Origin of the sequence: Mycoplasma sp. ATU-Cv-703, from assembly GCA_004011965.1 — a bacterium.
Classification (GTDB): domain Bacteria; phylum Bacillota_I; class Bacilli_A; order Mycoplasmatales; family Metamycoplasmataceae; genus RYZV01.
The window spans coordinates 98,117-110,452 of sequence record RYZV01000001.1; the positions used below are offsets into that span (position 1 = coordinate 98,117).

General features: G+C 42.8%; 12 protein-coding genes. 3 read left to right on the top strand and 9 right to left on the bottom strand.

Annotated features, from left to right (window positions below; genetic code table 4):
- Window position 1: 1 nt before the first annotated feature.
- Window positions 2-3,616 carry a DNA-directed RNA polymerase subunit beta gene (locus tag CSE00_RS00290; protein WP_127942575.1) on the bottom strand — a complete coding sequence of 1,205 codons (3,615 nt, stop codon included), beginning with the start codon at window positions 3,614-3,616 and terminating at the stop codon, window positions 2-4.
- Between the two features lie 268 nt (window positions 3,617-3,884).
- Here CSE00_RS00290 and CSE00_RS00295 point away from each other — a divergent pair, with 268 nt between their 5' ends.
- The 3 genes from CSE00_RS00295 to ruvX all read left to right on the top strand — a co-directional run bounded on the left by CSE00_RS00295 (window position 3,885) and on the right by ruvX (window position 5,245).
- Window positions 3,885-4,553, top strand: a complete 669-nt coding sequence (locus CSE00_RS00295) for a type II toxin-antitoxin system death-on-curing family toxin (RefSeq protein ID WP_127942577.1) — start codon at window positions 3,885-3,887, stop codon at window positions 4,551-4,553.
- Window positions 4,554-4,593: 40 nt separating this feature from the next.
- On the top strand, window positions 4,594-4,731 hold the full coding sequence (locus tag CSE00_RS03005; RefSeq protein ID WP_161565513.1) for a hypothetical protein: 138 nt from the start codon (window positions 4,594-4,596) through the stop codon (window positions 4,729-4,731).
- Window positions 4,732-4,825: 94 nt separating this feature from the next.
- A complete protein-coding gene (gene ruvX / locus CSE00_RS00300) occupies window positions 4,826-5,245 on the top strand; it encodes a Holliday junction resolvase RuvX (protein ID WP_127942579.1) in 420 nt (139 codons plus the stop codon).
- Between the two features lie 4 nt (window positions 5,246-5,249).
- On the opposite strand, the gene CSE00_RS00305 is transcribed toward ruvX, so the two are convergent.
- From CSE00_RS00305 to CSE00_RS00340, 8 genes are all read right to left on the bottom strand, one after another.
- Complete coding sequence (locus CSE00_RS00305; RefSeq protein ID WP_127942581.1) at window positions 5,250-6,602, bottom strand: hypothetical protein; 1,353 nt, start codon at window positions 6,600-6,602, stop codon at window positions 5,250-5,252.
- A complete protein-coding gene (locus CSE00_RS00310; protein WP_127942583.1) occupies window positions 6,586-7,392 on the bottom strand; it encodes an ABC transporter permease subunit in 807 nt (268 codons plus the stop codon). Before CSE00_RS00310 ends, CSE00_RS00305 begins: the two co-directional genes overlap by 17 nt.
- Complete coding sequence (locus CSE00_RS00315) at window positions 7,385-8,188, bottom strand: ABC transporter permease subunit (protein WP_127942585.1); 804 nt, start codon at window positions 8,186-8,188, stop codon at window positions 7,385-7,387. The genes CSE00_RS00310 and CSE00_RS00315 overlap by 8 nt, the downstream gene beginning before the upstream one ends.
- Window positions 8,181-9,530 (bottom strand): ABC transporter ATP-binding protein, encoded by a 1,350-nt coding sequence (locus CSE00_RS00320; RefSeq protein WP_127942587.1) that lies wholly within the window; start codon window positions 9,528-9,530, stop codon window positions 8,181-8,183. Before CSE00_RS00320 ends, CSE00_RS00315 begins: the two co-directional genes overlap by 8 nt.
- Window positions 9,531-9,717: 187 nt before the next feature.
- Complete coding sequence (gene rplL, locus CSE00_RS00325) at window positions 9,718-10,089, bottom strand: 50S ribosomal protein L7/L12 (RefSeq protein ID WP_127942589.1); 372 nt, start codon at window positions 10,087-10,089, stop codon at window positions 9,718-9,720.
- Complete coding sequence (gene rplJ, locus CSE00_RS00330) at window positions 10,073-10,624, bottom strand: 50S ribosomal protein L10 (RefSeq protein WP_161565514.1); 552 nt, start codon at window positions 10,622-10,624, stop codon at window positions 10,073-10,075. The genes rplL and rplJ overlap by 17 nt, the downstream gene beginning before the upstream one ends.
- A 97-nt stretch (window positions 10,625-10,721) precedes the next feature.
- Complete coding sequence (locus CSE00_RS00335; RefSeq protein WP_127942593.1) at window positions 10,722-11,372, bottom strand: RsmE family RNA methyltransferase; 651 nt, start codon at window positions 11,370-11,372, stop codon at window positions 10,722-10,724.
- On the bottom strand, window positions 11,372-12,289 hold the full coding sequence (locus CSE00_RS00340) for a DnaJ C-terminal domain-containing protein (protein ID WP_127942595.1): 918 nt from the start codon (window positions 12,287-12,289) through the stop codon (window positions 11,372-11,374). The genes CSE00_RS00335 and CSE00_RS00340 overlap by 1 nt, the downstream gene beginning before the upstream one ends.
- Window positions 12,290-12,336 lie beyond the last annotated feature (47 nt).

The following is a 12,336-nucleotide window of genomic DNA, read 5'->3' on the forward strand; positions in this document are numbered from 1 at the left end:
GCTACTCTTCCTTCTTAACTTCAACGCCTAATTTGAGACACAGTCCGCGGAGCTCATAAGCGAGCACCGAGAATGATTCAGGGGTGCCCGGATTAGGTAAAGGCATACCGTTAGTTAACGCGTTATAAATCTTATTACGACCATCGATGTTGTCCGATTTGTAAGTTAGTAATTCTTGTAAAACGTTTGAAGCTCCGTAAGACTCAACCGCCCAAGCTTCCATTTCACCAAAGCGCTGTCCACCATTTTGAGACTTTCCACCAAGTGGTTGCTGAGTGATTAATGAGTAAGGTCCGACCGAACGAGCGTGCATCTTATCATCAACCATGTGGGCTAACTTAAGCATGTACATGACACCAACAGAAACTTTCTGGGCAAATTTAGCGCCTAAAATCGGATCGTAAAGATCAAATTTACCGTCAAGAGGCAAATTAGCTTCTGCCAGAGCCTCGTGTACATCGCGGTACTTAATTCCGTCAAAAACAGGCGAAACAAACTTAACTCCCAGCGCCTTAGCCGCCATGCCAAGGTGGAGTTCTAAAACTTGACCAATGTTCATCCGGGAAGGAACCCCTTGCGGGTTAAGCATAATGTCAACCGGTGTTCCGTCGCTTAAGTAAGGCATGTCCTCAACTGGTAAAATCCGTGAGATAACCCCTTTATTACCGTGCCGACCAGCCATCTTATCGCCCACTTTAATTTTGCGTTTTTGCGCGATAAAGACTTTGACGATCATTGAAATGCCGTCTTGCAGTTTATCGCCGTTTTCACGCGAAAGAACTTGCACATCAATGACAGTTCCGCCGTGACCGTGCTTTACCTTTAAAGATGTATCTTTAATGTTTTTGGCGCGCTGAGAAAAAATCGCAGCGATTAGTTTTTCTTCCGGGGTCGGGTTATCTTCGCTTTTAGGCGAAATTCGTCCGACCAAAACATCGCCGGCTTGAACTTCTGAACCAACTCTGATAATGCCCGAGTCATCCAAATTTCGTTTAGCAAAGTTGGAAACATTAGGTAAGTCGCGGCTGAGCTCATCATCGCCTGACTTTGCTTTTCGAAACTGAATGGTTTGCTCTTCAATGTGAATCGATGTGTAAACGTCATCGCGGACAAGTCGTTCGGAGATAATAATCGCGTCCTCATAGTTGTAGCCGTTCCAAGTTGTGAAAGCAACCACCACGTTTTTTCCCAGCGCTAATTCGCCTTGGTCAAACGAAGAAGCATCGGTCAAAACTTGACCTTTACTAATTTTTTGACCTTCTTGCACAATTGGTCGTTGTGAAATTAATGTTCCTTGGTTAGAACGTTCAAACGTTCTTAAGTAGTAAGTTCGCACGTTCTTTTTACCTTTAATTTTAATGACTTGCGAATCCACGTAGTTAACTTGCCCGTCTTCCTCAGCAATTTTGTTGTAAGCCGAATAGCGCGCAATGTCGGCCTCGGCTCCCGTCGCGATTAGCGGTGCCTCTGACTCTAAAAGCGGAACTGCTTGACGTTGCATGTTAGCTCCCATCAAAGCCCGGTTGGCGTCATCGTTTTCTAGAAAAGGAATGCAAGAGGAAGAAATTGATGTCATTTGACGCGAAGAAACGTCCACGTAATTAACTTCCTTACGCGGAACAATGATGTAATCGCCGTCTTTTCGCACCACGATATTAGCTTCCACAATCTGATCATCTTCGTCAACCGCGACCGAAGATTGAGCGAAAGTTTTACCTTTTTCGTCGCTAGCTGATAAGTAAATTGCATCGCGGATAATCTTGCCGTTTTCCACCGGGAAGTAAGGTGTTTCAATGAAACCGTACTGGTTAATGCGAGGGTAAGTGGCAAAGTTAAGAATTAGACCGATGTTAGGTCCTTCGGGAGATTCAATCGGACAAATTCGTCCGTAGTGTGTCGCGTGAACGTCGCGCACTTCAATAATCGCAGTTTCACGGTTTAGTCCACCCGGGCCGAGCGAAGTAATCCGACGTTTGTTAGCGATTTCGGCCAGCGGATTAACTTGGTCCATGAATTGGGAAAGCTGCGATGAGTTAAAGAAAGTTTTAAATTGGTTGTAAACAATTTTGTTATTGGTGATGTTTTTGGCTGTGATCTTATCAGGCTCGTTCGCCGACATTCTTTCTTTTGCACTTCTCTCTAACTTTGTCAAAGCGATTTGAAATTGGTTCTGAAGAAGTTCACCAATCGTGACTACCCGTTTATTGACAAGCGAGTCGGGGTCATCCTCGGTTCCAACGCCTTCAAGTAAGTTAAAGTAGTAACCGATTGCCGCGACAATGTCAGAAATAAGCAGGTGTTCTTCTTGCGAATTAGGGTCGTTCGCGATAATTTTAAGCGGATTTTTATTTTGCTCCATCCAAGATTCATTCGGGTAAACTTGCACCACGATAATTTGGTTCCGCTTAAGCAAATTAGGGTAAAAGTCAACTTGCTTGCCGTAAACATCGGTTGAAATTTCCGGAATATCAACCGTTGGCAAAACGCCTTCGTCAAACTGACTTTGAATTTCTTTGGCCAGTTTAAAGTCAATCGGAGTACCGGTTTTATAAAGCACTTTACCTGAGACTGTGGCTAAATCCTGGGCTAAAATGGTTCCTTCCAGGCGGTCAACCAAGTTGAGTTTCTTGTTAATTAAATAGCGCCCGGTTTTGAGCAAGTCGTAACGACGTTTGTTAAAGAGAAAGTTTACAAACAAGTTGCGACGGGATTCATTGGTGATCCGGTCGCCCTTTTTCAAAATTCCGTGCACATAATCAAGAGCGTCAATTTCGGTCTCCTTTTTATCTTTGCGGAGCGTTTCGGCTAAAACGGGTGTGGAACCAAAAAGCGACGGTAACTGGTCAAAAAATTCTTTTCAATTTTCTTTCTTATCTTTGCGACGGTCTTTTTTGTCGTACTTGTCAAACATTTTAACCAGTTCCGGACTAGTTCCGTAAAGTTCGGCAATCGCGGTTTTAGTCATTCCAAAGGCACGTAAGAAAGTTGAAAGCGAAACGTTGTTTTTGTCAATTGATACTTTGATATCGGACTTACTTTTAGTCACTTTGTGAAAAACTCGGATCCACATCCCGAGTTTAGGAATAATCTCCAACTTGTTAAAAAGGTCTTTGTCAGAGCCCTTACGAGCATCCATTTCAAAGTAAGCTCCCGGCGAACGAATTAGTTGTGAAACGACCACTTTGATTGAGCCGTTAACGACGAAGTTGCCGCCTTGAGTCATCATCGGCACTTCTCCGAACAAAACTTCTTGGGTTTTAACTTCGCCCGTTTCGTTGTCTTTACGACGCAAGGTCGCATAAACTTTGACGTTGAGCGTAGTTCCCTTTTGGCGAGCCATTTTAATCGCTTGGAATTCATCCTCGTACTTCTCAAGACGGAGCGAACCGTCAACGTATTCAATTGTTAATTTCCCGTTGGTAGAGTCAATAGGATAAATGTTTCGAAACGTTTCTTCTAGGCCTTTAGTTAAGAACCAGTGGAATGAATCTTTCTGAATCCGAACTAAATCCTCGACTGGATAGTGGTAGTTGTTGCGTGAATAATCACGTCGCTCAGTGATAGGACCAAATTTTCTCAGTTGATAAGAACGACTAACGGCGGTTTTTACGGGCATAGACTTCACTCTCTCCTCGGCGCAAGGTGGAACATAAGCGTTTAAATAAAGCCTTATTAGTATATCACAAATGTTAAATTAAAATATCGGCCAAATACTAAGAAAATTTTTTAAACTTTATCGGTAGCTTGGGCCATTTTTGACGGACCAAAAATTCAACTAACTAATCTTTAAAAATCGCTTAGTTTTACTAAATTTTCAACTTTGTTTTTGGACAAACTTGGGAATTTATAACGGTACGAAAAAGTAAAATGTAGACGTGGTACTTATGCGAATACTCAGAATTTACGTCACGGAATGGAACAAAGAGGAGCAAATTCAGCGTTACATTCGAGAGAAGAAAAATAGCAAGATTGAATTTGGTCAAGATTCGACTAAGTTCTACTCTAATTTTAACAGCAACCCTGAAAATGTTCGGTTTGAGACTGCTGTCATAGAATTTAATTGATTTCTGGTTGATTCTTTTGTGAAACATGCTGTTGAAAGTTCAAAAAAAGTTAGATACCTTAACCAAGAAGATAACGATAAAATGACGGGTGTAGAAAAAAATAGCGGTTCTGTGGCGGGTGCTATCCATAGCATCATTATGAAATGGCACTATAATCAAGAAAATTGAGATATCTTTGATTTTGTCACAGACCTATTTGTGAGAATCTTGATGGGTCATTTTTTTCACAACGGCAACAAAAGAGTCAGCATTGTTTTTTTGAGTACCGTCCTTTGGAATTTAGGTTATTATCTCAAATGAACCAGCGATGAAAAATACATTTACGAGCGCACTTATGAAAACGACCTGAAGGGTTTTATTCAGGAACTTGAATCTAAAGAAAACGCAGACAAAAATTGAAAAATAGTAATTGGAAAAATTAAGACCTGAATATACAGAAACATAGTCATTGCTCTTAATTTCAGAGTGCCAAGCTATATAATTGCATAGAAGACCTAAAAACAAAAAGGTTGGTTGTGAGGGAGAAAACATGAAATTAAAATACAATTGGTCAAAAGAACAACCGCCGCGCGACACAGAACAAATCCGTGCTGCGGTTGACAGAATAACTGACCCCGTTAAAGAAAAAGATTTTTTGCGGGTTCTAGAGAGTCTAAAGGACGATTAAAAAAGACCAGAAAAACCCCGACCAAGTGAGTCGGGGTTTTTCTTTTATTAAGGTCCTAACTGAGCGCACCCGCGTTAGATATAATTCAGACGATATGCGGAAAGTCGGACTCGACATTGGCAGCAAAACTTGCGGAGTAGCTGTGAGTGACATTTTTAACTTGACCGCCCAAGGGGTAGCCAACTTAATTTACCCCGAAAAAGACTGGCTTAATCTAGTCAACCAAATTGAGCAAGTTACTTCCGAGTACCAATTTGACACCTTTGTGATTGGATACCCGCGTTTCCCCTCGGGTGACAAACCGACTAATGCCCGCCGAATTGACCAAATTTTGCCTCTCTTAAAAAAGCGATTTAAAAAAGTTAAATTTGTTTTGATGGACGAACACCGCACGACCAAAAAAGCGACTCAAATCATGCAGCAAGCGGGTCTTTCACAACAAAAACAAAAAATGCTCAAAGACCAAATTGCGGCCCAAATTATTCTCGATGATTACTTAACAAGTAGTCTTTAAAAGTTTAAATTTTGCTTAGCTCATACATTTGTTGAACCATGGTAAACAAAGTGTCGGCAATCGGTTGGGTGAAGTGACGAGCTAGGTCATAGTCGGGATCATAGTCTAGTTCGTATATGTCTCTTGCAACCACGTCTTCCTCGCCGTCTTCGTCTTCAAAATAACCTTCTTCTAAAATGTAGTCTTGGTAAACTTGAAACGGCAACGAGTAATTAACATAATCAAAGTTGAGTAAGATTGGGTATTCGCGCGGTATTTCCTCTAAATCCACATCTTCTAAAACGCTGAGCTCGCCATTTCCAAAGAAGTATCCCCGGGCAACCTCGTAAGCCTGTTCGAGATACTCTCCGGTCAAATAGGTCGGCAAAATTAAGCCGTCAATGAGAAAAATCGGATTCTCTGGTTTAACGATTCGAACAAAGTTATCGTCTTCCATCAGCGGAAAATTATCATCAGCTCAGTAAGCATCAAGTGCGTCACCGTTGTAAAGAAGCGCCACATCCCAATCTTTACGCGGATCAATCAGATCCATTAAAACTTGGGTTCCGTCGGTGTCAAACTTAACGTTGTTAGAATTGAGTTTTTGGCCAAAACCATCACTTCTTTCAATCGTGTCTTTAAAACCCTGGATGTGACTTTCGTACGTTTCAAAAGTCGGCAAAGAATTAAAACCGCCCGGGCTAACTTCCGATCCAATCATCAAATTGTCGCGGACGTAATCGTTAACAACGATTTTTTGGTAACCCCGATCGGCGAGTGTTTTTAAAATGCCCCGGTACGATCGGTTAGGAAAAAGCGTGGCTTGTTGCTCGGGGTCGTCAAGCATCTCACGTTCTTGCTCGCTTCAGTTGCCTTGACGCGAATCGAAAACGACCACTTTTTCCTGCACAAAATAAGGGACGCTGTACTCCCACAAGTAATCCTCTTGACCATCGCCAGTTAAATCGCCCAGCGGACTGTAAACTTGGTCAAAAGCGCGGAAAACAAGCGGGGTGTAAATCTCTTCTAGTTTTTGCCTTAAATCTTGCTTACTTTCGTACTCCCAACCCCAAAGTCTTTTAAAGTCAATTTTTTGCACCATGTTTTTCCGGGCAAACTGCTTAATTTGGTAGTCAGAACTCATCCCGACTAAAACCCGTTTTTCTTGCAAAGCCGCTTCTAATTCATCAAGATCACCAAAGTTAGCATAACCGTATTTTTTGCTCAGTTCACTTTCTAAGTCCGGATCAATAAACTGCTGGTAATTTCAAACGAGCGGATGACTTTGACCGCAACTGAGCGCCGTTAGTGTTAAGGGGCTGAGTAAAGGTAAAATGGCAATTTTTTTTAGTCAAACTGATTTAACGAATTTTTTCATGTTTCTTAACTCTTCCCTTTCAAAGCGCAAAGCCCGCCGAACCGCTGACAGTTAAAACGAGCAAAATGGTTCCAAGCATTAAAGTTCAATTTTTGATGTTACTGCTGTAAAGGCGCGTTCCAATCGTTTCTACCTTAGCCACCATGCGTACCAAAATAAAGTCGTCAAAAGAAAGCGTTAAACTAATCACAAAAGTCGCGACAATAATGGGCAACATGTGACGAAAATAAGTTTTAAACCAAGTTCGAATCGGTCCATAACCTAAGTCGTAAGAAGCTTCCAAAAGCGATTTATCAAATTTGACTGAACGCGGATACATCACGATTAGTCCGTAGGGCAAAATAACTACAATGTGCGAAACGATTGCCCGCAGCATCCCGCCCTCACTAATCCCCAGCGTTCCAAACAAGAACGAGAACGTAACCGCTAGAGCAATCGCGCTCACAATGTCGGGGTTAATGAGCGGAATGTTAGCCGTTCCGTCCACAGCTAGTTTGAAAATTTTGTTGCGCTGGCGTCAAAGCGCGTAAGTTGTTAGAAGACTGAGCACAACCACTCCGCCCGCGCTAGTTAGACCAATAAGCAAAGAGTTTAAAAACGCTAGGCCTATTTCTTGTGTGAAAAGTTCGTCAAATCCGCGCAGCGAAAAACCGTTTCAGTTAAAAGTTAAGTCTCCGCGGTGCGGTGGCACGTTAAACGAGAAAATCGCAGCCATGACGAGTGGAACGTAAACTAGAATCAAAATTAAAACCACGTAAAAACGTTTGGCAAACGTTCCCAGTTTAGACATTGATACCTCCCCGAAGTTTTCGTCAAAAAGTCGGACCAAGGTAAATAAGTCCGTAAATACTCATCATGACCACGATTGTGATTAGCGCAATCGTTGAGCCAAGCGCGCCATCAGGCGCCTTGGTTCGGATCCGCGCGTTATCCATGAAATTGCCGATCAGTTTGTAAGATTCACGCATCGGAATTAGTTTTTCCGAAACGATGATGGAAGTTGCCGCCAACATAAAAACTAGGGCAAATCCAGCCGCTAAAGCGCGCAAGGTGTAAGGTATCACCACTCGTCAAATCGTTAAAAAACGGTTAACACCCAAATCCTCGGAAGCCTCAATTAAAGAGCGGGGCATTGATAACAAAACCGAGTAAAGAGGAATAATCATGAAAGGTAAGTTCAGGTAGGTCAGACCTAAAATTAACACGCCCAAGTTGTTAAGACTTGATTCGTCAAAAATGGCTAACAAAAGACCTTTGAGTGCTAAAACTTTGACAATCGTAAAAACAAACAGCGGCGAAACTAGAAAACTGAGAGCAAAGATTCGAAACATTTTGCTAGTGCTGCGAGCGCTAAAGTAGGCGTAAGCAAAACCGATTAATAAGCAAAAGGTAGCGCTAGCTAGACCAACTAAAATTGAGCGACCCATGACGACCCAAGTGGTCGGCATTTTCACCAACTGCCAGTTGTCAAACTCTTCGCTGACCGGAGCAAAAGCCTTAATGACCAAGAAAACCATCGGCATTAAAATAAACAAAATAGCGATCGAAAAGTAAGGTAAAAGTAAAGTTAAACGTTTGTTAAACACGCTTTTTAACCTCCCTTTTCATGAGGTGGACTTCCTCCCACTCCCAGTTAATTCCAACCTTAGTTCCGACGGCAAATTTGTGTGTTGACTGAATTAGTAAATCAGGTCCTTTGGGATTAATTTTGACTATGTATTCCCACATTGTCCCCTGGTAGTTAACCCGCTTAATTTCACCTTGTAGGTGTCCTTTGACGCGCGGGCCAATTTCAATGTCTTCCGGACGAATGACAATATCAACCGTTTCGTTAGTTTTAAAACCGGTTGTTAGAGCGCGAAAACTTTTGCCAAGCATGCGCACTTTCCCCTCGCCTAAAACTTTACCAACGAATAAATTGGAGTATCCGACAAAACTGGCTACCCAAGCGTTAATCGGCTCATCGTAAATATCTTGAGCCGTTCCGAACTGAACTACCCGCCCCTGGTTAATAACAGCCACTTTATCAGACAAAGATAAAGCTTCCTCTTGGTCGTGAGTCACAAAAATAAACGTCATTCCCAGTTTACGTTGGATGTCTTTTAACTCAAGTTGCATCTTCTCGCGAACACGCATGTCAAGCGCGGAAAGAGGTTCGTCAAGCAGCAAAACTTCGGGTTTAACCACCAGCGCACGCGCTAGTGAAACGCGCTGTTTCATGCCGCCCGAAAGTTGATCGATCGTCTTTTTTTCGTTGCCAGTTAAACCGATCATGTCAATCACTTGAGCAACTTCTTGGTTAATTTCTTGGCGCGTCATTTTACGCGTCAAGTAGCGTTTAGCGTACTGGTTGGTTTTAAGCTGGACGTAGTTTTCCCAGTAAGAGTAATGAAAGTCAGAGTTGTCGAGTCACTTTTGGGCTTTTCGATGTTTGTGCGAGTTTGGTTTGTGAGTCGCCATCATAGTTTCGTACTCGTCTTGCTCGCGGTCTAATTTAGCCAATTTATCTTCAACCGTTTTACGCCACTTATTTTGCAAAGCGACTAACTGTTGATGGTACTTAGCTGGCACATTTTCCCGTGGTACTCGGTAAATCTTTAAGCCATACTTAATGTTGTTTTCCACGTTTAAATGCGGAAAAAGAGCGTAATCTTGAAAAATTGTTTTTGTCGGGCGTTTGTACGCCGGTAAGTCTTTCATGTCGCGACCGTTGTAGCGGATTTCACCGCGCGTTGGTCATTCAAAGCCGCCAATCAAGCGAAGTGCGGTTGTTTTTCCCGATCCTGATGGACCGAGCAAAGTGACAAACTCGCCCCGATTAATTGTCAAATTAAAATCTTGTAAAACAATTTTGTCGTCAAATTGTTGAACAAGATTAACTAACTCAATGATCGGTTTGGTCTGTTGATGCGAACGCGTTGTGTTCATCGGATATTTCTCAACCCCCTTTGGACGTATGATGATTTTTTACGCATGTAGCATTATAAGTTTTTTTCACCCGTAAACCATCAATTAAATAACTTAGTTATTTGAACCAAAATCCGACTGGACTTAACTGAAATCTTAAAAACAAAAAAACCGCTCAAACAGAGCGGTTTTGGCTAAATTAGTAAGATTAGTCTACCGTTACTTCGGCACCAGCTTCAGTTAACTTTTTCTTAAGTTCTTCGGCTTCCTCAGGCTTGATGTTTTCCTTGATTGGTTTTGGCGCTGCGTCAACTAAATTTTTAGCGTCCATCAAACCTAAACCAGTGATTTCTTTGACAACTTTAATGACGGCGATTTTGTTTGGTCCAACTGCTTTAAGAGTCACGGTCACTTCGCTCTTAACTTCTTCAGCTGGCGCTTGACTAGCCGCCGCGGCGCTGACAACTGCCGTTGGGTCAACACCAAAAGTTTCTTTCATAGCCTCGACAAGTTCCATCACTTCTTTAATGGTCATTGACTGCAGACTTTCAATAAATGTTTCCTTAGTTAGTTTGCTCATCTTTTTTCTCCTCTCCCGTCTCGGTTTTTTGCTCAGCGTACTGGTTAAGTGCAATCGCTAAGTAACGAATTGGTCCCATCAGCGACATGGCCAGCATCGTCAATCCTTCCTCGTAAGAAGGCAGTTCGGCGATTTGGTTAATTCCGTGCTGGTCAAGCACCTCGCCCTCGTAAGTACCCGCCACAAGCGCTAGGGCTGGGTGGTCCTTAGCGAAGTTGGCGAGAATTTTGGCTGGTGCATTTTGATCTTGCTCAGTAAAGACGAACAAGTTAGGACCTTGTAAAAACCGCGCTAGATCCTTGTAAGGACTGCCCTCAAGAGCCAGCTTGAAGAGACGATTTTTGTAAACCTTGGCACTAATTTGGGCTTCGCTAAGTTTTTCGCGAAGGCTTTGAAGTTCGCGCACGGTCAAGCCGTGGTACTGAGCGACCACTAAACTAGTTACTTTACCCAGGCGAGCCGCAATTTCTTCGACAACGCTCTGTTTAACTTCTTTGTTGGTCACGTCAAAATCTCCTTCTTTAGCAAGAGGCAAAACAACGAGTTGATACCAAAAAGCGTTTCACGCACTCGGTAGCTTAATTAAGTCGTGCGACCGCTACGGTCTTAATGCATTGCCAGACCATTATAAACTAAATTTTGACCCTTGCTAAAACAAACAAACTAGCCGTTTCCGCGCGCATAATCCGCGGACCAAGGTAAACACGTTCAAAGCCGCTTGCCTTGGCTAACTCAAGTTCTTTTTCGCTTCAACCACCCTCGGGACCGACTAAAAAAAGAGAGTCTTGTTCAAAACTTGTTTTGATTGGTTGGGGAAGTTTTTCATCCAAAATGTACTTGTGAGCAGCACTAATTTGCAGTGCCTCTTTGAAACTGGTCGGACTGTGAACTTGGAGCGGGTAGTTGCGAAAAGCTTGCTGACTAGCGCCGTTAGCAATTTTAACTAGTCGCTCATGACGTTCTGGTCGGTGTTGAACATAATCGCTTGTAAGTGGTCAAAGCTGACTAACACCTAACTCGGCTGCTTTTTGAACTAACCAAGCAAAGTTTTTCGGTTTTAAAACTGCGGCAGCGAGTTTAACTGGTCGGGCAAACTCGTGGTTAAGAGCAATTTCCCGAATGATTAAGGCGCGCCGTCCATCTAACTTTGTTTCAAAAAACTGTCCTTGTCACACGCAAATAAAAGGTCGGCTGCCGATTCTGACCACTTTAATGTGAGCGAGTGTTTGAGGATCTAAGTCAAAGTGGTTGCCGACGCGTTTTTGTACGAAAAAACGAAACACTAACTAAACTCCCGCAAAAACTTGTCGTAAGTGCGGTCGGTTAATTCGGAAGTGAGGTCGCGAATTTGTTCGCTCTGACGGCGTGGTAAAGAAGGTAGGTAAATTTTCAGATGAACAATTAAATCACCGACAAAGTGGTGCCGCATTGAAGGAACGCCTTTTTTGGCTAGTTTAATCGTGGTTTTAGAGTCGTAGTCTGAACGCAATTTAATTTTCTCTTTGCCATAAGGTGTTGGCACTTCCAAAGTTTTTTCTTGCAAAATGTCAAAAGCTGAAACGGGTATTTCAAGGTGAATGTTGTAATTGTCGCGCTCGTAGTATTTGTGCTTAGCGATTCTGACTACTAAATAAAGGTCTCCGCTTGGACCACCGTTGTGTCCGCGCTGACCATAACCTTTAAAAATAATCGCTTGCCCGTCAGAAATGCCTGCCGGAATTTCAATCGTGGTTTCAACTCTTTCAAGTCGGTCATTAACTCATTTATCCAGTTTTTGGACCATCTTTTTACCGAAGATCGCGTCTAAAAACTGGATTGTAATTTGACCTTGGATGTTAGCTCCGCGGCGCGGACGCCGACTACTTTGGCCAAAACCGCCGCCGAAAAAGGAACTGAAGATGTCGTTAATGTCCATGCCGTCAAAACTACCAAAACCTTCAAACTCAAAACCACCAAAGCCAGCGCTTTGGTCAAATGCCGCGTGACCGTACTGGTCATAGCGAGAACGTTTTTGCGGATCGGAAAGCACTTCATAAGCTTCATTAATTTCCTTGAACTTAGCTTCGGCATCCGGTTCTTTGTTGCGGTCGGGGTGGTAGCGCATCGCCAGTTTACGAAAAGCGCGTTTAATTTCGTGTTCGGAAGCATTGCGGTCAACGCCAAGACTTTGGTAGTAATCTGGTTTGGATTGTTTTGCCATGTCAAGCCTATTTTAGCACATTAATACTACGAGTGCTAAACTTTCTT